The following is a 21,860-nucleotide window of genomic DNA, read 5'->3' as shown; positions in this document are numbered from 1 at the left end:
CTCAAACCCACAGCACAGGTTGCGGAGGTTTGATAATGACCCCTGCTAAACATGTTAGCCACTTAGCGCCTAAACCTATCGTCTGGACCATAGCCGGTTCGGACAGCGGTGGCGGCGCTGGGATCCAAGCCGACTTAGCCACCATCAAGGATTTGGGCGGCCATGGATGCAGCGTGATCACCACATTGACGGCGCAAAACTCGGTGGCGGTTAATTTAGTCGAGCCAGTGAGCGACGCAATGTTATTGTCGCAGCTTTCGACCCTGTTAGCGGATCTACCGCCTCAAGCGATTAAGATTGGTTTACTGGCAAATCAGCAGCAACTGCGCCAGCTTGCCGACTGGCTAGCCGGTTTTAAAATCCAGTTTCCGCAAGTACCCGTTATTCTCGATCCCGTCATGGTAGCAAGCTGTGGGGATGGGCTAGGGGATAAGAGCACGGAGAGCACGCCATTGGATTTTACCCCATTTAAAGGTTTGATTAGCCTGATAACACCTAATGTGCAGGAGCTAGCAAGACTTACGGCGTTCACTGATAAACAACAACCATCGTCGATTTTGATTAAAGAAGAGTTCGCCGCTGCGGCAATGCAATTATCTGAGCAATTAGGCTGTAGCGTGTTAGCCAAGGGCGGCGATATTGATTTTGAGACTCTTTTTAATACAGGCATTAACTTGAGCACTGATTATCAGAGTCAGGCCGAAGATCTGCTGATCTGTCGTGATGTCACCGCTTGTTCACCACTCGACACTAATGGTTGTTTTTGGTTCAGCAGTGCACGGATAAACACGCCCCATAACCACGGTAGTGGCTGCACTCTATCTTCGTCCATCGCCTCTGTATTGGCATTTGGTTTTGTATTGCAGGATGCCGTTGTTGTAGCAAAGGCCTATGTGAATCAAGGCTTAACTCATGCGCAAGGTATAGGTCAAGGGCCTGGACCATTATCGCGCACCGCTTGGCCGCAGATATTAAACTACTATCCAAAAGTAAGTGCCTGTCCTAAGTTAACTGCCCGTCGTAAGGAGTTGAGTGAATTTAGTGGTGCGTTGCTATGTGGCGAGTTTAAGCGCCTTGATCCTGACTTAGGAATTTATCCAGTTGTCGATAACTTACTGTTACTCGAGCAGTTATTGGCGGCTGGCGTGAAGACGGTACAGCTCAGGATAAAGTCTAATGCGCTAACGTCGGACGAACTTGAGGTACAAATCCAAACCGCGATTGCCTTAGGTAAGCATTATGATGCGCAGCTTTTTATCAATGATCATTGGCAGTTAGCGATAAAGCATGGCGCATTTGGGGTACATCTTGGCCAAGAAGATCTGGCTGTTACAGATCTTAGGGCGATTCAAGAGGCTGGATTAGCACTTGGCATCTCGAGCCACGGTTATTTTGAGCTGCTTCACGCCCATCAATACGCGCCATCATACATTGCCCTCGGGCATATTTTTCCTACGACCACTAAGCAAATGCCGTCAGCGCCTCAGGGATTATTCAAATTAACTCAATATGTTGAGTTGTTAAATACGCACTATCCCTTAGTGGCAATTGGCGGTATTGGGCTTTCGAATCTTGACCAAGTTAAAGCGACTGGGGTGAGCAATATTGCCGTGGTGCGTGCAATTACAGAGGCCGCTGACCCGATTGTAGCTTTGGCGGAGTTGACGCGTGCTTGGGAGCAGGATCTATGAGTGCAGCAGAGCACCTGGTGCAATCCCTTACCGATAAAGATTTTATTCGTTATTCACGGCAAATTTTTCTGCCTGAAGTTGGTGAGACCGGCCAGCTACAGCTTAAACAGGCTCATGTGGTTATCGTTGGTTGTGGCGGCCTTGGACAATTGGCGGCGCAGTATTTGGCCTGCGCCGGTGTAGGACGCCTGACGCTTATTGATGGCGATAGGGTGGAGTTATCCAACCTGCCGCGGCAGTTACTCTTTAGTGCCTATGATATTGGCCACCATAAAGCTGTTATTGTGAAACAGAAATTGGCTGTGTTGGCGCAAGGTTGTGAGATTGATGCCTTTGCACAAAACTTGACGCTGGAGACTGCATTGCAGGTATTTGCTCAGGTGTTGAAGGAGAAAAAAAAGACGAGATTAGTACTTGATTGTACGGATAATCTTGCCGCGCGGTATTGTATTAATCAGTTTTGTATTGAGCATGCCTTGCCTCTCGTTAGCGCATCTATTGCCGCTTTCAGTGGTCAATTGTTTGCCGTTGATCAGCTGCGTTTCCCCCAGGGGGGCTGTTATCACTGCATTTTCCCCTCTAACACAAGTGCGCCACAAAACTGCGCGAGCCAAGGTGTGCTCGGCCCTAGTGTGGGCGTGATGGCTTCTATGCAGACGCTGCTGGCGATGCAACTATTGCTACGAGCGATACAGGAACCCTCAACTACACACCAAGTATTTACTTCACGGCAAACGGGAAATAAGTCTTCCGATAATCTTGAGCCGCCAACGGTTTCAGCCGAGGTGCTACTTGGACGATTTTGGCGCTTTGATGCCAAGTCACTGCAATGGCGTTCGGTTGCGTTAACCCGTGATCCAGAGTGCGAGGTATGTGCGTCAGTGCCAAGTAAAAATACCAGTCATTCAATTGATTTAGCCAAAATTCGAGGTTTGTTATGATTTTAATTCATCTCAACAATGTTCCCCAAACACTTCCACAACCGCTTAGTTTAGCTGCGTTGTTAGAGACACAAAAAATTAGTCAACAATCGGTCGCCTTGGTGCTTAACGAGGCTGTTGTTCCAAGGCATAGATGGTCATCAATTCTCTGTCATCATGAGGATAAAATTGATGTGTTCGCAGTGGTCGCGGGAGGCTAATATGTTAACAATTGCGGGTGTGGAATTTGAATCTAGGCTCTTTACGGGCACGGGCAAGTTTAGCTCAAGTCAGCTGATGCTTGAGGCGATAAAGGTTTCTAAATCACAGCTGGTTACCGTTGCGATGAAAAGAATTGATTTAAAAACTGGGGCCGATGATTTGCTATCACCGCTTAGGCAAACGGGCGTGCGGATCTTGCCTAATACTTCTGGTGCTCGAAATGCTAAAGAAGCAATATTTGCCGCCGAACTGGCGCGGGAAATGTTAGGTACTGAATGGATTAAACTCGAAATTCATCCTGATCCTAAATACCTGATGCCAGATGCGGTTGAGACTCTCGCAGCGGCTAAAACCCTATGTGAACGCGGTTTTATCGTGATGCCCTATGTACACGCAGATCCTGTGCTGTGTCGCCGCTTAGAAGAGGTTGGCTGCGCCGCCGTGATGCCACTGGCAAGCCCAATAGGGACTAATCAGGGGCTGGTGACAGAGCCTTTTATCAAGATGATTATTGAGCAGGCAAGGGTGCCAGTGGTGATTGATGCAGGGATTGGCGCGCCATCCCATGCGGCGCACGCGATGGAGCTGGGTGCTGATGCTGTGCTAGTCAATACCGCTATCGCCAGCAGTGCATCCCCCATTGAAATGGCGCAGTGCTTTAAGGACGCGGTGGATTGTGGCAGGCGAACCTTTGAAGCGGGGCTGGGCCGAGTGCAAACTCAGGCTATGCATACCAGTCCGTTAACGGGATTCCTACAGCAATGAGTTTTGTCGATCAATTTGCCCGAATAGAACGGGATAAGTTATTGCTGGCGCTTTATTCCTGCACTGCTACGGAGGTTGAGCGAGCCCTAGCTCAACCCGAAGGCAACTTGCAGAGTCTACTCGCCTTGTTGTCTCCTGCGGCAGAACCCTATATCGAGGAGATGGCCCAGCGCTCGGCAGCCCTCACTCGGCAACGTTTTGGGGCCAATATCGGACTCTATTTGCCGTTATACCTATCGAACCTGTGTGCCAACGAGTGTGACTACTGCGGCTTTAGCATGAGCAATAAACTTAAACGCAAAGTGCTTAATGAGCAGGAACTTGCGGCCGAAATGGCGATTATAAAATCCCGTGGCTTTGACTCCATCTTACTGGTGTCGGGTGAACATGAAACCAAGGTGGGGATGGATTACTTTAAGCGCATGTTACCCATTGTAAAACAGCAATTTAGTTATTTGTCCATGGAGGTACAGCCGCTTGAGGAGTCTGATTATCATCAGCTCGTCGAGCTAGGCCTAGATGCCGTGATGGTGTATCAAGAAACCTATCAAGTGGCGACCTATGCTAAGCATCACACCCGAGGCAATAAGCAGGACTTTACTTATCGACTCGCGACCCCCGACCGCGTTGCCCGTGCGGGTGTCGATAAGATAGGCCTAGGCGTCTTACTGGGCTTAGATGACTGGCGACTCGATGCTTTACTCATGGGCCATCATCTGGATTACTTAGAGCGGCACTATTGGCGCACCCGTTTTAGTATTTCTTTACCACGATTGCGGCCTTGTACTGGCGGCATTGCACCTAAAGTGCATTTAACCGATCTTGGACTCGTACAAATGATCTGTGCCTTTAGGCTTTTTAATCAGCAACTTGATATCAGTTTATCGACACGCGAGGCGTCATCGCTTCGGGATAATTTACTGCCACTTGGGATAACACAGATGAGTGCGGGCAGTTCAACACAACCAGGCGGCTATCAGGCGCCTGACAGTCAATTAGATCAGTTTGAGATAAGCGATGAGCGTAGTGTCGAGCTGGTGATGGCTCAGATGCGGCTGAAGGGATTTAACCCTGTATTTAAGGATTGGGAATCGGCTTGGATTGCGCGTTAGCATTGTGTTGAAAGTGATTTTAAAATGCCGTAAGGAAGGGGGATAAACCTGTACTTTGCCTTAGGTTTGATTAATAATTAACCCAATCATCACCAGATGCAGGAATACTCCTATGCAAATCCAATCTGCTTATGCCTCCGGTCTGCAAGGCTTGCAAACGGCTCAATCAGGGTTAACGCAGGCAACGATTGATGTGGCCAAACCTAGTCCTTCGCAAAGTGCAGCGCCAACAGAAACCGCTAAGGCGGTAGATGAACCCGATAAATCCTCGGCGTTACTGTCGGCAAACGAATCATTACGACAAGGTGAGGCCTCGACTGAGGTGCTCGAACGTGAATCTGAAACCATAGGTTCGATTATCAATATTAAGGTATAGCTATGTCGGTTATGGCGCTGTCATCTCAAATTGGCGCGCCATCCTCTTCGTTTTTGGGCGCGGATAAGTCGATTGAGCCGCCAAAAGGGGGAAAACCTCAAAGCGGGCAGACTTATCAAGGGGGAAATGGTCAGGCGGTCGTAAACCTATCCACTTCAACTGTTAGCCTGAATGCTCCTAAATTCGAAGCGAGTGGAGCACTTGAACCATCATTAAGCGGCCTAGGTGCTGTGATGGATAAAGCTGCGCCTGTGAGTGCGAGTCAGCCCGAGTTAACCATTGGTGTCGCATCTTCCCGTCCTTCTATGTCATCCAGCGTTGATGGCACATCTGCTCAAAAGGCATTCACCGATCTCGGTGCTAACGCGAAGGCTCAGCTTCATTCAAATCCTTTCGATTCAAGACTTGTTAATTCAAGGCTTGTTAATTCAAGCCTACTAGCTTCGAACAATAGTAGTTTTAGTTTACTTACTGGTGCTCGCTCGATTAGCGGATTGAGGGATGGGCAAATTGCTGCGATGCCCGCAGTGTCAGCCCTGAGTGTACCGGATGTGGGTCTGACAGCCCCGAGTAGCACTATTAACCCATTTGCTTCTCTGGCGCCCAGTTTCACGGCGGCAACGGTTGCAACGAATGGTGGCAGTGTGAATTCTGCGAGCTTGGGGCTAGCCAATATATTCTCAACATCAATTGCTACTTCACCGAGTACCACTTCACAGGGACATTCAAATGTCACCACAGCGATAAACCCTTTTGAGGCTGAGTTTGCCGGTGTCGATGTGGCAGGCACGTATTCAGGCTCTACCCCGTCAGCCTTTGCCAATCCTGGTGCACAGCCTGATAGTGATCAACCAAGCAGTCTGAGTGAGCAGTTTAATAACATCTTTGGTCAACCCGAGGCGGCAAATGGTCCAGCAGATGTTGGAACAACGGCAAATGCTCAAACGCAACAGCAGCAATCCCAAACTGAACAAAACCAAACTCAAGCTCAATTGACCCGAGATGAACAAGCCAAACAGGCGAGGGGGCAGGCTGCTCAAGAGCAAGAAAAAAAACAACAGACGTTAGCTGAAGTATTTGCTAAAGTCGACCAGAGTGAACAGGCTCAGCAAACTCAGAACGAACAAACTCGTCAGCAAGACTTAGCAAAGGAGCAAGTTAAACAGGCTCAGGAAAAGGCGATTGAGCAGCAAAAGGCTCAAGTGGAGGAGTTAAAGTCTCGGGATACAGAAGTCAAAGCCCATGAGCTTGCTCATGCGACCGTGGGCGGTCAGTATGCTCAAAGCCCCAGTTTTAAGTATGAAAAAGGCGCCGATGGTCAGCGCTATGCCACCGACGGTGAGGTGCAGATCGATGTTTCCATAGTACCTGGCGATCCATTAGCAACCATCAATAAGATGAAGCAGGTCTATGCGGCAGCGATGGCGCCCGTTGACCCATCCTCTGCGGATATTCGCGTGGCGGCGGAAGCCTTGCAGAAAATGAATGATGCCAAAGCCAAACTTGCACAGGAACGACAGCAGCAAATTATTGACCAACCCACAACGGAAACCCTGATAGGCGCTGAGGCACAGATTGAAGGTTTACCGCCGCTTAAAGAACGTCAAATTCAAGTGACGGGCGAGATTGATGCCAATGGCAATATCGCTGCGCCCCAAGACGCGCCAGCAGCCCCTGTTACAGAAGTGATTGATAAGATTAAGCAAGCCATCGCGGCGCAGGTTGCATCGAACAACACCTCAGATACTGTTAATGCCACAGAGGTTGAGCCCACAGAACCCATTGAGCCGCCAACGGCGACCCTAGCCATGGGCACTGCATCAAATAGGGATGAACCTCCACAGGTTTCTAAGCAGCGGTTGGAGTTTTCTTCTCGTTACGACAAGGACCTATCGAATACGGCGCCAAGGGACAGCAATGCGATGCGCTTCTATGGCTCGGTCGCCGTGGCAACGCTGGCAAGTAAAGAAAACGCTGAACTAAGTCAACATAGTTTGAGTGTGAACACCCTTGAGCGGATAAGCAATTCAGCGCTACCAACTCATTCGATTACCCATGAGGGGGAAAGTGTTATTTCCAATGGATTAGTGCTCGAGTCTTCGAACCGTCAAGCATCGCGCGGCCTGTTTAATCCTCAAACCTTGGCGTTACATCGTCCAAGCTTTTTAGATGTGAATGCCTAGTCTCTGATATCGCAATGCATCAGTAAATCTTAACGAAGCTAAACGTGCGCGCTTTATGCCAAATCGTTTAAGCTTTTTTGCTTGGAAACTCGTTATTTCTTTTTTAAATCAATAAGTAAGATTAATCTGTAAAGCGTCTAATTTTGCAGAGGTAAAGAGGTTAATGAGCATTTTAATCTGTTGTACTCACCCCATGGTGCTTGAGGATATAGAATGCCAACAGTTTAGAGGCGGGGCCCTGCTGGTCACGATTCGGGATCACAAGGCTTAACATAATACGCCGTTTCTGGCTACCTTGAAGGTGTAAACGCACCAGTTTGCCTGTGGCCAGTTCTTCTTGAATAAGGAAGGATGGGATCCAACAGAAACCAATTCCTTGGTTTAAAATGACTTTCGCCTCATGGAAGTTCGATACAGTCCAGCGCTGCTCGGCTTTTAGCCAGCCGATATCGATATTCGACTGCACCCCCGTGTCTTTGATTACCAGTTGCAGGTGCTGCGCCAGCAGCTTGTCATCGTCTAATGTGCCCATTTCGGCCAAAGGGTGACTTGGATGGCATACCAGATGCAGTTCCTGCTCGCATAGCGGCTCGGATAAATATCCCTTAGGGGGAATTCCTGCGCAAATGGCGATATCGACTTTATTTTGAAGGATTAACTCCTGCGTACCCGTAATGACTGAGTCCAACATAATGATGCGAGTGCCACGGCTATGGGGCAAAAAGTCACTCAGTGCACACACCAGACTTTCCATCGGATAGACGATTTCGCGAGCTATGGTCAGCGTTGGCTCCCAGCCTTGCTCAAGGTTGCTGGCGAGTTGCTCTAACTCATTCACCGCCTGAGTCACATGACGCGAACGGCGCAATAATACTTCGCCCTGTGGTGTCAGATAAGCTTTGCGACCACGAACCTCGAGCAGCTCTATGCCTAGCTGGTGTTGCAACTTAGCCACCGCATGATTGAGTGAGGATTGGCTCTTATTGAGCTTTTCTGCCGCCTGCGCGTAGCCGCCATAATCGACGACAGCCTGTAAAATACGCCATTGCTCAAGGGTGGATTTCGCGCGAGTCATGGTTGTCCTAATGTCGAAAACGACAGGTTTCTAAAAAAGCGATAGATTGACGCTTATAGTGGCGAGCTATGATCGTTTTTTCAATACTATTATTGTGTTAATTAAGAAAACGGCCATCGCGAGGCAGAGCTTTGCCGCTATGACCGTTTATCCCAATGTTTATTAGCACTGAATTAATCGATAGCTTTTGGCGTGACACCCATGGGCAAATACTTTTTGGTCGGCTTAAGCTCATTAAGATAGGGGCCGGGATGAAGCGTCTCGGGCCAATTGAGCAACATAATGGCGAGTACATTACGATGCTCGCCTAGGGCTAAATCCGGATTGCCCTTGGGTGAGGGGATAATTTGGCTATTGGCATCGAACGAGTTGGCAATGTAAGCCCGTGTTTGGGCCACGACCGGATGGTTAGTTTTACCCGCTAGCAGGAAACTAATGCCCACTTCGGCAATAATATCGTCGGTTGCCTCTTGCAAAATGCGCTCAATATTGGCGTTAAAGTAGTCTAAAATCCATGCAAATTCAGTGACATCCACCTGATGCTGATAATATTCACTCGCGGCGAAGATAAAATGCGTCATGCCATACAGCTTATTGCGAAATTGTGCTTTGCTGAGTGTGGTATCTCGCGAATCAGGGTAAACCGCAGTAAACGCTTTTTTATAGTCCTCAAGATAATCACCCACGCCTAATTGTTTGGCCCAATACACATAGTTAATCAGCTGCGCCGCCCATGCTTTAATCATCGCAGGATCGGTTAAACCTTGGCGTAAGTCGGCTTTTTTGAGGGCTTGGACCATTTGACTATGGCAAGGGCCAGTAAAGCCTAACTCATCGATACGACTGGCAAATCGCAACAGCACATCGGAGTAAAATAAAAACTCGGGAAAGGGCGCGAGGGCCTTTTTACGAGCCTTGGCCCTGGGACCATTGCCCAATTCTGCGATGGCGACCTCAGACGCTTGGCGAATAAACTCAGGGTTATCAACTTGGCAGGCATAAAAAGCTTGGGCTTCGGTTACCGCATAGAGATCGACTAACGCCGCGTTTGCATATTGCTCATCACCCGTTAGGCGATAAAGGCGGATCCCATAATGACCTTGCACTCGAGGCGGCAATTTATAGAGATTGGTTTCCAGGTTTTGTTGAATAAGCCGTGCAACTTCGTTTTGAGTTAACTGACTTTTATCTGATGCGTTTGGCTTTAACGCGCTTTTCGGCTGCTCAAGCCCAGTGCTACTTAGAGCAGCGCTGGTGGCATTAGCGAAGGCATTATTTGCCGTAAAGAATGCTAACCCGCTAAAAATCGCAATGGAGAGCGTGAGTTTGTGTAACTTGTGGGTGATTTTCAGATCCTGAGACATGGATAATCCTTTGGATAAGCGCAGCGGCATCCACGGGTTCGCCAACAATGGCGCGCAGTTGCTCGCTCAAGGTGAGTGCGGTCTCATTGACCACGAGGAGATTAAAAAGCCCAAGTTTATCTTGGCAGTGTTGTGTGGATTCATAGACAAGCTTAGCTAACTGCGCTTGCCATAGGGATTGATAATAGCGTGGACCTTCGTTGGCGATCGCATTAAAACTGTATGGATAATCAATCGCTTGTTTCCAATTTACGCCAAAGCTTTTGCTAAATTCCGCTTGTAGATCCGGATAGCTTTGCTGGTTTAAGGACTGGTAAAAGTTAAGTGCTACCTTAGCGCGAAAGACTTTAAGCTGCGTTGCATAGGCGCTTGCGAGCGTTTCTCTTGGTTGAATATATTGGGTATCAAATTGGGGAAATAGCGCTTGGCGTAATGCCTTTGCGAGCCAAAGACTCGGTAATTGATTGGTATCGAGCGTCGGGCCTAAAGTGTTGTTAAGGTAAAAATGACTGCCGCGCGCCAGTGAAGTCATTGCATCGGCGAGGGTTTGGGTAAAGCGTTCGATATCTTTGAAATTATTGAGTGTCGCGGGGAGCTCAAGCGCCTGTTGACCAAATTGCTGTCCAATCACATTTTGCCTGAGGGTGTGTTGGCTAGCATTCCTAGGTTTATTCACTTTATCTTGAGCGCCAATGGCCAGATACACTTCTCCCAATAATCTATCCATATGGTAAACGCGGAGGATCTGTTGCTGCGCTTGTGCGAGTGCCGTTTGAGAAAGTGCCGTTTGAGTAGCTGTCGAGTCCTGATGCTCGCCAATCACCTCAAAACGCAAACCAAACTGGCCTAAGGTATTCAAGCCCTTGTCGAGCAGGTCTAGAGTAATTAGGGCATTGTTTTTCGCACTAGGTAATTGCGACAAGGAACGGCCAATATCCCAAGGGGCAACCTTAATCGCTTGCGTTTGGCTGTCGAGAAATTGTTTAACCAACTCAGGGGTATTGAGTAGCTGGTCATTGAGGCTATAACTGGCGAAATCGGCAAAGCCTGCGTCATCGGCAATACTTTGTCGCAGCTCTGCAATACGATGCAAGGCGACTTGATTATGCTCCCGCGCTCGACCTTGATAGGCTTGCCACAGGGTTTGTCGACATTCGGCATTGGCTTGCTTTAACAGATAACTGGCAATGGTGTCTGAGAAGCGAGGACTTTGCGTCTCAACGGGCTTGTCTGCCGCCTCAGTATCGATATTTTCGGTATTGACTTTAGCATCGTCTGCGATGAGTTGGCATGTAGCCTCCTGGATATCCATCTGAAACTGTTGGTTGCCTAAACCTTGGCGAATCGTAGCCTGCGCCGTATGCAGCTTGGCCTTATCCATGATGGACAAATGTTGACGTAGTAACGCTGTTAATTGTTCACCGAGTAAGTACAACTCCTGATTTGGTACATCGTTATTTGCCGCAGCCGCTTGAGTCAGCTCAAAAGCCAGTTGGTTAAACTCTGTTTGGCTAAACAGATCGATCAGGCTATCGGCTAAGCGCAATTGACATTGCAGTAACCCTTGGCGCTCGTCCCCCGAGAGATTTAAACCTCGGTAGTAGGTGAGTCTGTCGTTGACATTATTCAGCCCAATGGTTTGCTGCTCTAGTACTAATGCCTTATCTGCTAGTGTTAAAGTGGAAAGCTGATGGATGCTGGCATAGTTGGCGTAGGCGCTAGCCAAGTTAATATTGGGTTGACGCAAACATTGTTCTACCAGCAGCGGCACAGGACTTGGCGCAGCATAGGCTGCACCGAGGGTGGATAAACACCAGCCAAGCAGGCTAGCCGTTAAAATGTTTTTTTGCATAGGCAACACGTTTTGCAACTGTCATTGAATGGGATGACATGGCTTCGACATGCTTAAGTCTAGGCAAAATGCCTTTTCCATTTGCAATCTGGATCGCCAGTCCTGGGCGTGCATTGAGTTCCAATAACAGCGGGCCTTTGGTCTGATCAAGCACCATATCCGTGCCTAAATAGCCCATCTCACACATCTCATAGGCGCTCGACGCGGTATGAAGCAGGCTGTCCCAATGGGGGACGACGATATCGGTGAGCTTTTTGCCAGTGTCTGGGTGAAACTCAATTGGAGCATCAAATTGCACTGCATGTAACCCTTTTCCCGTGGCAATGTCAACGCCTACGCCAACGGCGCCTTGGTGCAAGTTGGCCTTACCATCGGAGGCGGCGGTGGAGAGCCGTAGCATTCCCATCACCGGAAATCCTTTAAAGACAATCAACCTGATATCGGGCACGCCTTCGTGGCTGTAACCATCAAACACAGGATCGAATTCAATTAAGCCTTCTACAATTGCCACATCGGGTTTGCCGCCAAGGGAGAATAAACCGCTGAGGATGTTAGATACGTGTCTATCCAATTCCGATGGACTAACTTCGTGTCCACTGGGTTTATAATAACGACCTTGTTCGATATGGGTGATCACTAAGATCCCTTTGCCGCCGGAGCCCTTGGCCGGTTTGATCACAAACCCAGTGCGGCCTTTGACACGCTCTGGAATATGCACGATTTCGTGTTGCTCGCGCACAACAGCGATTAAATCGGGCACTGCGATGTCATTGGCCAGTGCCAACTGTTTAGTGAGTAACTTATCGTCCACCCGCTTGTAAAATTTGCGCGGATTATAGCGACCTATGTAATCGATATTGCGCTTATTCATATTGAGTACGCCGCGCTCGCGAAGCTCCCATGGCCAGGCAAAATTCATTAGTCGTCCCCCGCGAGTGGTTTAAAGCGTTTTAGTTCCAGCAAGCGATAGCCTGTGTATTGGCCCATTAATAGGACTAAGGCCAAGATCACTAAGTGGATACCAAGGAAGTTAAACACCCAGTGTTGTACCCAACTGGCGCTCATGGCTAAGTAGGCGAGGGTTGCGACCATTAGACTGCCACCGCCTTGCACTACCACTTCTTTCGGGCCTTCTTCCTCCCAGAGGATAGACATACGCTCGATGGTCCATGCCAAAATAATCATCGGGAAGAAGGTAATCGTCAGTCCTTCGCTTAAGCCGAACTTATAGGAGAGCAAGGTAAAGACGCCGATAATGCCTATCACGACAATGATTACCGCCGATCTTCGCGAAATCAGCAGCAAGTTTAACTGGGATAGATAGGAGCGGATCATCAGGCCACAGGCAACGATCAGCAAGAAGCCAACTAAGCCCGTGACTAAACTGGTTTGAATAAAGGCGAGGGCGATGAGGACTGGCATAAAGGTGCCTGAGGTTTTCACCCCAATGATCACCCGTAAAAACACCACCATCAGCACCCCGATGGGGATCAATAAAATGCCCTTAAATAGACTCTGCTCCTCTAGCGGTAATTGATAGAGTGAAAAATCCAAGGCATTGTTATTCATCATCATATCGATGGATGTCGCCAATGCTGAGCGAGTGTCTTGCAACATAGAAAAATGCACCTGCGAGTTTACCCCGCCCATCACATCGAGCACCGAATGGCCCGAGCGTTCCCATAGCAGTAAATTCTCTGGACGGCCTTGCTTGCCTTTGACTAAATCAAACAATACCCATTCACCGTTGTGGAACACTTCCACAAAGGGTGAGAGGGATTGACGGCGACGTTGATCCTCAAGGTAGAGACCATTGACTTCGCGGGCTGGAATACCTTTGGTTTGTAGCATATGCAAAAACACTTGCGTCGCGGTTTGGCTCGACAGCAATAACTCAATATTCTGGCTGCGCTTAGTGGCCGTGATCGCATTCATTAATTGCTGCGCGAAGGATAAGTTTGATGCACTGCGTGCCCATGTCTCGCTGATCACTTGTTCTGCGGCGGTTTTCTCGGTCGCGGGCCAGAGGTAAGGCTCTGGTTGACTTGGGATTTCGTTACTGTGGATTTGGGTGACACCCGTCGGCACTAAGGTCACTTTATAGTAGAGATCTTGTCTGCCATAGGCTTTACGAATAGACCAAATTGCACGGCGCGCGTTTTTGTCATCGCTCACCGATAACCCAAAGCCTGGGGAACTGGCGTTCTCGACCAAGACTTCATAGGCGGGATCCTGCGGTAAGGAGAAGGACACTTCGGCCGCATCGCCAGTGCCATCAAAGCTTATCTTGGCGTCTACGGCCCAGCTTTGCACTTGCTCGCCGGGTAAAAAAGGCACCTGATGTTTAAAGCCGCGGTAGATACTGGCGCTTAAACCGACAATAAAAAGTAATGCCACCAGAATGTAAAAAGGTTTACGTGAATGCATAGGTGTTTCCCATATTGCGCCAATGGCCTAAAAACGTGGTACAAACCCAAGGCATTGGCGGTTCGAAATCGACTTAACGCGTCAGATTTTGTGCGTGTCGGATTTTACGTACTTCAGACTGAGTTGTGCTATCACAAGCTTGATAGACAAATATAAAGGGCAGTCCAGCCCCATCAATCTTATCTTGTGATTAGCCTTTGGTTCAAAATAGCCTTTATTCTTTGGTGCTGGAAGCTATAGCTGACTCAGTTTTGGGTGACTGTGGTTTGGGTTGTTTGGCTTTACCGTGCACATAGCGCTGGCCGACATCGACAACCGCGATATCTTTAATAAATTTACGGCCGAGCAATAAGGGGTAGTCGAGATGACTACGGTCGGTGAGGTTAAGATCTGTCTCTGCCGCATATTGACCAATCTTTAGGTGCGCGTGGATCACGGGGCGGCGGTCGTCCTTTTCATTGGCGTCCTGCTTGATCCGCACAAAGCGCACGACCTTAGATTCGTAATTGGTCGCCGGCTGTTTTTCCCCTTGCGTATGCACATCGAAACGCACCCACTGGGCGCCATCCCGTTCAAATAGGGTGATATTACGGGCATCAATCGAGGAAGACTCGGCGCCTGTATCAATGCGAGTGGCAAAGCTGGCGTTGAGTTCATCGACAAACACATTTTCGACTTCACCGAGTATGAACTTGTCCCCAAGAGCGGATTTGGGGCATTGTCTCGGCGCTGGCGTCATTACTGCGGCTTGTTTTTGCGCGGTGAGGTTTTTTGCCGCTTGATTTAAGTTATCGATTTGCTGGCTTAACTGCTCGACTTGGCTGTTGAGTGTAGCAAGCGCCGTTAAATCGGCAGGCTGGCATTGTTGGGCAATCGTCGCCTCTAAATGGTCTTGCTGCTGATTAAGACGGGTATTAAAGGTATCGGTGTCGAGTGGTTTGGGGGCGTTGGCGGTCGGTTCTGTCGCTGCGCATCCCATTAAGCTGCTGGCAACGGCGATAGCGATCAACTGCTTTAGCATAATACTTCCTATTGGCGTTAAAACGGATGTTATGCCTAGGCGATTGCCAAGGCATAAGCGTATTAGGCCACTGGAGTTAACTCGTTAGGTCAAATCTTGATTGGGTTGATTTTTCACTGCAATAATCGTTGCGCGTTTCGGCGCGGGGTAACCTTCGATTGTCTTAGTGATATCGTTAGGGTCAAGATATTCAACCAGTGACTCATTCGGCATCCAACCGGTTCGACGTTGCTCAGCAAGGGCAGTGACATCGGTATCCACACAACGTATGTCGGTGAAATCACACTTCTTTAACCAGAGCATCAGCGCGGCAACGGACGGAATAAACCATACATTATTCATTTTCCCATATCTATCTTGAGGGACCAGAACGGCGTTTTCATCACCATCTATTACCAAAGTTTCTAACACTAATTCTCCACCCATACGTAATTGATCACGTAATTGCAACAAGTGATCAATGGGCGAACGTCTGTGATACAAGACGCCCATGGAGAAAACGGTATCGAATGCATCAAGCGGCGGCAGCTCTTCAATGCCAAGCGGGAGTAGGTGCACGGGATGATTTTCACCACTTAAACGTTTTACCGCTTCAAATTGGCATAAAAACAACGGTGAAGGGTCGATACCGACCACGCGTTTGGCACCAGCACCAAGCATGCGCCACATGTGATAACCGCTACCGCAACCCACATCGAGCACAGTGCGGTTCTGTAAGGGGGAAATATGCGGGCTTACACGGTCCCATTTCCAATCGCTGCGCCACTCAGTATCGATATGAATGCCGTGGATATGGAATGGGCCTTTGCGCCAAGGCATAAACAGGCGCAGTAGATTCTCAAGTTTTTCCTTTTCGCCGGGAGTGAGTTGCTCACCCGTGCCGACCGTGACGCTGTTTACAAAGTCAACGTGGTCGGGGGCGGGATAGTGCAGTTTATTGAGCACTTTTTCCCACTTGGGCAAATTGCCGTGTTTATGTTCTCTTTGCCACTTACCTAGGATGGCGGGCAGGGTCTCGAGCCAATGCTGTAAATTGGAATCGGCAATTTGTTGGTAAAAGGAGCTGAAACTGATCACTTGATGGCCACCATAGATGCAAAGTTAAAACATTGGAACCACATGCTAAAATGGCTAAACCCTTGGCGAGTCAAACGCTGCTGGTGGATGCTTAAGGTATCGGGCTTCATCACGTTTTCGAGCGCGCTGCGTTTTTGGCTAATTTCTAACTCGCTATAGCCATTGGCGCGTTTGAAGTCTAAGTGCAGCTCTTCGAGCACACTTTGAATTGGCGCATCATCGAAACGAATTTTTTCCGACAGCACTAAGAGGCCGCCAGGATTTAAACCATGATAAATTTTTGCGATCAGTGCTTCTCTGTCTTCTGGCGGTAGAAATTGCAGGGTGAAGTTAAGCACGACTAAGGAAGCGTTTTCGATGTGAATATCGCGAATATCGCCACAGATCAGCTCAACCTCGGTATCACTCACATAGGCATTGAGGTTTTCTTGGCAGCGCGTCACCATGGATTCGCTATTGTCCACGGCAATAATGCGACAATCGCGGCCCTGGATCTGGCGACGAATACTCAAGGTGGCGGCACCTAAAGAGCAACCTAAGTCATATACTTGGGTATTAGGCTTGACGAAACGATCCGCAAAATCGCCAATGGTATTGATAATTTGCGTATAGCCAGGCACCGAGCGGCGGATCATGTCACTAAAGACGCCCGCTACACGGTTATCAAACTGGAAATCGCTAATGTGTTCACTCGCTTGAGCGTAGATAGTATCTTGGGAAGCGTTCATTTGGGAATATCTCGAAAATTCAACCCCGCATTTTAACGAATACGGTTGACTAGCAGCAAGTCTCAGGCTAGTAATTTGCCAGAAATTTCTGTCTAATATGCATCAATAACAAAATATTTACATTGTACATCAAGTACTAGGGAATCCAGTTGAAGTTAGTGCTCCAGCTTATCGTGATCCTGTGCTGCACATTCTCAAGTAGCGCAGTAAACGCTAGTCAAGGACAGACTGAGTCACTGATTGTGGTCATGGGAGAGGACAGCTTTCCCTATCAGTTTGTCGATAACGATGGCGAAGCCACGGGACTATTGGTCGATCTTTGGAAGGAATGGGGCAAGCGTACTAATACGCCACTCGTGTTTGTTGCGCGCCACTGGAATGAGTCACTCGGGCAATTACAGCAAGGCAAAGCCCAAGTGCATATCGGTATGGGACAGACGCCAGAGCGGGAACAACTGTTTGATTTTGCAGAGCCCATTGTTAATGTCAGCACCTATTTATACCTACATAAATCCTTGCAAGGCAAAAAATTCATCAAGGAACTCATTCCTTACCAAATCGGTATAGTGAGCGGCTCATCCCATGAGGCGGAGCTGCGCCGTATCGAACCTGGGTTAGTGTTTAAATATTATGAGAGCAGGGAAAAGTTACTCGCCGGAGTGGCTGCAGGCGAGACGGTCGTGTTTGCCGGACTCGATGGGTATCTTCGCGATCCCGCGTCTAGTCAAGCGATTGCCGGCAGTTTTCCTATCAGCGCCCGCATTCCCATCAAGGCCATGCAGTTTGTGCCTGCGGTGATGAAGGGCAATCACGCCTTAGTCGAGAAGATTAATAATGGTTTCCAAGCACTCGAACCGCGTTTTATGCAACAAACCGAGCGGCGCTGGCTTGGGTATCATGGTCAAAAGGCAGGCCTAGTAGTGGCCATGCAATTGGGCGTTGAACCCTTTGTTGATCTCGGCGTTGACGGTTTGCCCCATGGGCTTTATGTGGATCTATGGCAATTATGGTCGGCAAAAACGGGTATCAATGTCGATTTTATCCCTGGCGACATGAATGCTACCGTCAACGATGTGCGTCAAGGCTTGGCCGATGCGCATATTGGTTACCCAGAAAGTGACGATCTGAAAACCGGCTTAACCCGTGCGTGGCAACTCTATACGCTCAAGAGTCGGCTGTTTTTATATCAGCAGCAATTAACTGATTTACAGAGCTTAAAAGGCAAACGTATCGGTGTTGTGCCTACGGCACCTTATTTAGTGGCGCTGCGTAAAGCGCTGCCCGACATTACTCTGCGTTATTACGACAATATGGATAACATGGTGGCGGGGGCGAGATCTGGGGAAATTGTCGGCTTTGTGGCTGCGGGGGCATGGACTTCCCATTATTTATTGCAAAATAAGGCCTGGTCAGAATTTTATCAATATCCTGAGCTTGAGTTTCCGACCGATGTGTATGTGCTCACGCGAAGTGACGATCCAGGCTTAACCCAACGCATCGCCAATGGTTTTCGCAGCATTAGCATGCAGGAATTTGCCGAAGTTGAGCAGAAATGGATGCTGAATCCAAAAGACCGTATTTTTAACCAGAAGGGATTACATGGTACTCAGCTCTCAAGAAGCGAACAGGATTACCTCGCACAATTAGGTGAAGTTAAGCTAGGTTACTTAAAACAGTGGCCACCGATGGAGTTTAACGATGACGAGGGTCAATTTGCGGGGATTAATAGTGATGTAAGCCATATCCTCGCCGAGCAATTGCAGATAAATCTTCGACCCGTTGCCTTCGATGATTGGCAATCGCTGATCAGTGCTTTACGCTCGGGGGAAATTGCGCTTGCGGGTAGTATTGCCCAAACGGCTGAGCGACAACAATATTTAACCTTCAGCGATCCCTACTGGCCATCGCCGTGGGGTTTGGTGTCACAGCTTGAGCAGGTGTCGGTATTTAATCTGGCGCAATTGGCGGGGCAAAGAGTCGCTGTGGTGGAGGGGTATCATCTTGTGGCACAACTGATGGCGTTGCAGCCGTCGCTCAAGCTCGTGTTGGTGCAAGATATCCAGTCGGGACTCGCTGCGGTCAATGAGGGTCATGCGGATGTATTTATCGACAAAGTAGTGACGCTGGCCTCTGAGTTAAAAACGGGCCAATATCCGCTACTCAAAATGTCGCTACTCAGTGATTTAGCCGATCAGCACAGCCACTTTGGACTTAATCCGCAATATGCGCCTTTGGTTCCCTTAATCAATCGTGTGTTAGCGCAAATAGACCAGCATACTCAGCAACAAATCTATTCCCATTGGGTGAGTTTCTCCCTTGATTCGGACAATAGCCGCTATGTGCAATGGATCCGCTATCTATTGGTTGGTGCGCTAAGCTTAGCGGTCGTTATGGTTGCGGTATTAATGGTGAATCGTCGCTTAAACTTGGAGATCACTTGCCGCATTGCCGCAGAAAAACGTTTACAACACGTTGCCAGCCACGATGCTTTAACCCAGTTACCTAATCGGGCACTCTTGGATGACAGATTGTCACAGGCTTTGTTGGCCCATCGGCGGGATCATAGTCATTTTGCCTTACTGTTTATCGATTTAGACAACTTTAAACAGATTAATGATCAATATGGTCACCCGGTAGGAGATGCGTTGTTATTGCAAGTGGCGGGATTACTGACCAAAGCCATTCGTCATTCTGATACAGTGGCAAGATTCGGGGGAGATGAGTTTGTGATCCTGCTAAATCGTGTGCAAGATCTCGATGCTGCCACCCAAGTTGCTGATAATATTCTGCACTCGCTTTCGTCACCTTTTAGCGTCGAAGGGGTGACAGTCGAGGTTGCCATCAGCATAGGTGTGGTGATTTATCCCCGCGATGGCGATACGGCCATCGATCTATTGAAGAAAGCCGACCAACTGATGTACCAAGCCAAAACAGCGGGTGGCCGTTGCTACCGCGTGGCTTGATGATTTTTTGAACGCTTATACGCAGATAGTGCGTTCGCCTCTAGTCAAGGGCGTAAAACTGTTTGATACTTCACCGCCTAAAAGTGAAGTACTTTGGTAATCGGCATTATTTGACTATAATGCCGCTTTTATCTCGTTTTGATTATTTCCAAAGCACCGGTTTCCGGATAAAGGATAGAGTTAGATGCGCAGTCATTATTGTGGAGACGTCAATAAGTCTCACGTTGGACAAGAAGTTACCTTGGTAGGTTGGGTTAATCGTAGCCGTGATTTGGGTGGCGTAGTCTTTTTAGATTTAAGAGACAGAGAAGGTCTGGTCCAAGTGGTTTACGATCCAGATTTACCTGAGGTGTTCAATGTGGCCAGTACGCTGCGCGCCGAGTTTTGTGTGCAGGTAAAAGGCGTGGTTCGTGCCCGTCCTGATAGCCAAGTTAACGCGCAAATGAAGACCGGCGAAATTGAAGTATTAGGTAAAGAACTGACGATTATCAACAGTTCTGAGCCGCTGCCGCTGAGCTTAGATAACTACCAAAACAACAGTGAAGAGCAGCGTCTAAAGTACCGTTATTTAGATTTACGTCGCCCAGAAATGGCGCAGCGTTTAATGTTCCGCGCGAAAGTGACCAGTGCAGTGCGTCGTTTCCTCGACTCAAACGGCTTCTTAGATATCGAAACGCCAATCCTGACCAAGGCAACCCCAGAAGGCGCTCGCGACTACTTAGTGCCGAGTCGCACTTACAAGGGCCAATTCTTCGCGCTGCCACAATCGCCACAGCTGTTTAAACAATTGTTGATGATGTCAGGGTTCGATCGTTACTATCAAATCGTAAAATGCTTCCGTGACGAAGACCTACGTGCTGACCGTCAGCCTGAATTTACTCAAATCGATATCGAAACCTCATTTATGACGTCTGAGCAAGTTATGGCTAAGACTGAAGAGATGATGCGTGGCCTGTTCCTTGAGATGCTGAATGTCGATTTAGGCGAATTCCCACGCATGACCTATAACGAAGCCATGCGTCGTTTCGGTTCAGATAAGCCCGATTTACGTAACCCATTAGAGCTGGTGGACGTTGCCGATTTACTCAAAAACGTTGAATTTGCGGTATTCTCAGGTCCAGCCAATGACGAAGAAGGCCGTGTTGCGGCGCTGCGTATTCCAGGTGGCGCGAGCTTATCCCGTAAGCAAATCGATGATTATACTAAGTTCGTGGGTATCTACGGTGCTAAAGGTTTAGCGTGGATGAAGCTAAACGACCTGACTCAAGGGTTAGAAGGCATCCAATCGCCTGTGCTGAAGTTCTTGAATGAGAGCATTGTTAACGAAATCATCAGCCGCACTGGCGCACAAACTGGCGATATTATCCTGTTTGGTGCAGACCAAGCGACCGTGGTTGCTGAATCGATGGGTGCACTGCGTCTTAAAGCCGGTGAAGACTTTAATCTGCTTGAAGGTCAATGGCGTCCATTGTGGGTGGTTGACTTCCCAATGTTTGAGAAGATCAACGGCAGCTTCCACGCGGTTCACCATCCGTTTACTGCGCCGCGCGGCGTGACACCACAAGAGCTGGAAGCCAATCCGGCTAACCGTGTGTCCGATGCCTACGACATGGTATTAAACGGCTGCGAATTAGGTGGTGGTTCAGTACGTATTCATAACCAAGAGATGCAATCTGCGGTATTCCGCATTCTGGGGATTACCGATGAAGAAGCCAAAGAGAAATTCGGCTTCCTACTCGAAGCGCTGCGCTACGGTACGCCACCACATGCGGGTCTAGCATTCGGTTTAGACCGTATTATCATGCTGATGACGGGCGCAAGCTCAATCCGTGATGTGATGGCTTTCCCGAAAACCACCACAGCGGCGTGTCCGTTAACCAATGCCCCAGGTTTTGCTAACCCACAACAATTAGCTGAATTAGGCATTTCCGTGGTGAAAGCCGCGAAGACTGAAGACTAATCTTTAGTGATAATCGAGTACCGAGGCGCAAGCCTCGGTCTATTTTTACCCCGTCATTTCATTTCTTATCAATATCTGCGTTATCGACGTCACTGAATTTGTCGTCAATCTTTGTGTAAAGGAA

17 protein-coding genes are annotated in these 21,860 nt (G+C 48.7%); 9 read left to right on the top strand and 8 right to left on the bottom strand.

What is annotated here, in order from left to right; genetic code table 11:
• The first annotated feature begins 35 nt into the window (after window positions 1–35).
• From thiE to ACK5NH_RS02420, 7 genes are all read left to right on the top strand, one after another.
• Complete coding sequence (gene thiE / locus ACK5NH_RS02450; protein ID WP_416917646.1) at window positions 36–1,691, top strand: thiamine phosphate synthase; 1,656 nt, start codon at window positions 36–38, stop codon at window positions 1,689–1,691.
• Window positions 1,688–2,632 (top strand): HesA/MoeB/ThiF family protein, encoded by a 945-nt coding sequence (locus tag ACK5NH_RS02445; RefSeq protein ID WP_416917645.1) that lies wholly within the window; start codon window positions 1,688–1,690, stop codon window positions 2,630–2,632. The genes thiE and ACK5NH_RS02445 overlap by 4 nt, the downstream gene beginning before the upstream one ends.
• Window positions 2,629–2,832: a sulfur carrier protein ThiS gene (thiS, locus tag ACK5NH_RS02440; RefSeq protein WP_416917644.1), complete on the top strand. Its 204-nt coding sequence runs from the start codon at window positions 2,629–2,631 to the stop codon at window positions 2,830–2,832. Before ACK5NH_RS02445 ends, thiS begins: the two co-directional genes overlap by 4 nt.
• Before the next feature lies 1 nt (window position 2,833).
• A complete protein-coding gene (locus ACK5NH_RS02435; protein ID WP_416917643.1) occupies window positions 2,834–3,598 on the top strand; it encodes a thiazole synthase in 765 nt (254 codons plus the stop codon).
• Window positions 3,595–4,710, top strand: a complete 1,116-nt coding sequence (thiH, locus tag ACK5NH_RS02430; protein WP_416917642.1) for a 2-iminoacetate synthase ThiH — start codon at window positions 3,595–3,597, stop codon at window positions 4,708–4,710. Before ACK5NH_RS02435 ends, thiH begins: the two co-directional genes overlap by 4 nt.
• A gap of 112 nt (window positions 4,711–4,822) precedes the next feature.
• Entirely contained in the window at window positions 4,823–5,086 is a 264-nt protein-coding gene (locus ACK5NH_RS02425) for a chemotaxis protein (RefSeq protein ID WP_416917641.1), read from the top strand.
• Between the two features lie 2 nt (window positions 5,087–5,088).
• Window positions 5,089–7,269 (top strand): putative metalloprotease CJM1_0395 family protein, encoded by a 2,181-nt coding sequence (locus ACK5NH_RS02420; RefSeq protein WP_416917640.1) that lies wholly within the window; start codon window positions 5,089–5,091, stop codon window positions 7,267–7,269.
• A gap of 172 nt (window positions 7,270–7,441) precedes the next feature.
• On the opposite strand, the gene ACK5NH_RS02415 is transcribed toward ACK5NH_RS02420, so the two are convergent.
• The 8 genes from ACK5NH_RS02415 to cmoA all read right to left on the bottom strand — a co-directional run bounded on the left by ACK5NH_RS02415 (window position 7,442) and on the right by cmoA (window position 16,813).
• Window positions 7,442–8,344, bottom strand: coding sequence for a LysR family transcriptional regulator (locus ACK5NH_RS02415; protein ID WP_416917639.1), 903 nt, complete (start codon window positions 8,342–8,344; stop codon window positions 7,442–7,444).
• A 173-nt stretch (window positions 8,345–8,517) separates the two neighbouring features.
• Window positions 8,518–9,708, bottom strand: coding sequence for a DUF3541 domain-containing protein (locus ACK5NH_RS02410; protein WP_416917638.1), 1,191 nt, complete (start codon window positions 9,706–9,708; stop codon window positions 8,518–8,520).
• Window positions 9,644–11,560, bottom strand: coding sequence for a peptidase M3A (locus ACK5NH_RS02405; RefSeq protein WP_416917637.1), 1,917 nt, complete (start codon window positions 11,558–11,560; stop codon window positions 9,644–9,646). The genes ACK5NH_RS02410 and ACK5NH_RS02405 overlap by 65 nt, the downstream gene beginning before the upstream one ends.
• Entirely contained in the window at window positions 11,535–12,479 is a 945-nt protein-coding gene (locus ACK5NH_RS02400) for an alpha-L-glutamate ligase-like protein (protein WP_416917636.1), read from the bottom strand. The genes ACK5NH_RS02405 and ACK5NH_RS02400 overlap by 26 nt, the downstream gene beginning before the upstream one ends.
• Window positions 12,479–13,987 (bottom strand): UUP1 family membrane protein, encoded by a 1,509-nt coding sequence (locus ACK5NH_RS02395; RefSeq protein WP_416917635.1) that lies wholly within the window; start codon window positions 13,985–13,987, stop codon window positions 12,479–12,481. The genes ACK5NH_RS02400 and ACK5NH_RS02395 overlap by 1 nt, the downstream gene beginning before the upstream one ends.
• A 214-nt stretch (window positions 13,988–14,201) precedes the next feature.
• Window positions 14,202–15,008 carry an ATP-dependent zinc protease gene (locus ACK5NH_RS02390; protein WP_416917634.1) on the bottom strand — a complete coding sequence of 269 codons (807 nt, stop codon included), beginning with the start codon at window positions 15,006–15,008 and terminating at the stop codon, window positions 14,202–14,204.
• A gap of 84 nt (window positions 15,009–15,092) precedes the next feature.
• Window positions 15,093–16,085 (bottom strand): tRNA 5-methoxyuridine(34)/uridine 5-oxyacetic acid(34) synthase CmoB, encoded by a 993-nt coding sequence (cmoB, locus tag ACK5NH_RS02385; protein ID WP_416917633.1) that lies wholly within the window; start codon window positions 16,083–16,085, stop codon window positions 15,093–15,095.
• Window positions 16,082–16,813, bottom strand: a complete 732-nt coding sequence (cmoA, locus tag ACK5NH_RS02380; RefSeq protein WP_416917632.1) for a carboxy-S-adenosyl-L-methionine synthase CmoA — start codon at window positions 16,811–16,813, stop codon at window positions 16,082–16,084. The genes cmoB and cmoA overlap by 4 nt, the downstream gene beginning before the upstream one ends.
• Window positions 16,814–16,962: 149 nt before the next feature.
• On the opposite strand from cmoA, the gene ACK5NH_RS02375 reads away from it, so the two are divergent.
• Window positions 16,963–19,776 carry a diguanylate cyclase domain-containing protein gene (locus ACK5NH_RS02375; protein ID WP_416917631.1) on the top strand — a complete coding sequence of 938 codons (2,814 nt, stop codon included), beginning with the start codon at window positions 16,963–16,965 and terminating at the stop codon, window positions 19,774–19,776.
• A 184-nt stretch (window positions 19,777–19,960) separates the two neighbouring features.
• Window positions 19,961–21,736 (top strand): aspartate--tRNA ligase, encoded by a 1,776-nt coding sequence (gene aspS / locus ACK5NH_RS02370; protein ID WP_416917630.1) that lies wholly within the window; start codon window positions 19,961–19,963, stop codon window positions 21,734–21,736.
• Window positions 21,737–21,860: the final 124 nt, after the last annotated feature.

Origin of the sequence: Shewanella sp. (genome assembly GCF_047975355.1) — a bacterium.
Taxonomy (GTDB): domain Bacteria; phylum Pseudomonadota; class Gammaproteobacteria; order Enterobacterales; family Shewanellaceae; genus Shewanella.
Note: the sequence above shows the minus strand (reverse complement) of the source record. Positions and strands in the feature narration are given on the sequence as shown.

Bases quoted from the DNA above. Each gene is read 5' to 3' on its own strand.
- ACK5NH_RS02400 (WP_416917636.1), bottom strand. From the start codon at position 12,479: ATGAATTTTGCCTGGCCATGGGAGCTTCGCGAGCGCGGCGTACTCAAT.
- ACK5NH_RS02445 (WP_416917645.1), top strand. From the start codon at position 1,688: ATGAGTGCAGCAGAGCACCTGGTGCAATCCCTTACCGATAAAGATTTT.
- ACK5NH_RS02410 (WP_416917638.1), bottom strand. From the start codon at position 9,708: ATGTCTCAGGATCTGAAAATCACCCACAAGTTACACAAACTCACGCTC.
- ACK5NH_RS02395 (WP_416917635.1), bottom strand. From the start codon at position 13,987: ATGCATTCACGTAAACCTTTTTACATTCTGGTGGCATTACTTTTTATT.
- ACK5NH_RS02405 (WP_416917637.1), bottom strand. From the start codon at position 11,560: ATGCAAAAAAACATTTTAACGGCTAGCCTGCTTGGCTGGTGTTTATCC.
- thiH (WP_416917642.1), top strand. From the start codon at position 3,595: ATGAGTTTTGTCGATCAATTTGCCCGAATAGAACGGGATAAGTTATTG.
- ACK5NH_RS02420 (WP_416917640.1), top strand. From the start codon at position 5,089: ATGTCGGTTATGGCGCTGTCATCTCAAATTGGCGCGCCATCCTCTTCG.
- ACK5NH_RS02415 (WP_416917639.1), bottom strand. From the start codon at position 8,344: ATGACTCGCGCGAAATCCACCCTTGAGCAATGGCGTATTTTACAGGCT.
- cmoA (WP_416917632.1), bottom strand. From the start codon at position 16,813: ATGAACGCTTCCCAAGATACTATCTACGCTCAAGCGAGTGAACACATT.
- aspS (WP_416917630.1), top strand. From the start codon at position 19,961: ATGCGCAGTCATTATTGTGGAGACGTCAATAAGTCTCACGTTGGACAA.
- ACK5NH_RS02435 (WP_416917643.1), top strand. From the start codon at position 2,834: ATGTTAACAATTGCGGGTGTGGAATTTGAATCTAGGCTCTTTACGGGC.
- thiE (WP_416917646.1), top strand. From the start codon at position 36: ATGACCCCTGCTAAACATGTTAGCCACTTAGCGCCTAAACCTATCGTC.
- ACK5NH_RS02390 (WP_416917634.1), bottom strand. From the start codon at position 15,008: ATGCTAAAGCAGTTGATCGCTATCGCCGTTGCCAGCAGCTTAATGGGA.
- thiS (WP_416917644.1), top strand. From the start codon at position 2,629: ATGATTTTAATTCATCTCAACAATGTTCCCCAAACACTTCCACAACCG.
- ACK5NH_RS02425 (WP_416917641.1), top strand. From the start codon at position 4,823: ATGCAAATCCAATCTGCTTATGCCTCCGGTCTGCAAGGCTTGCAAACG.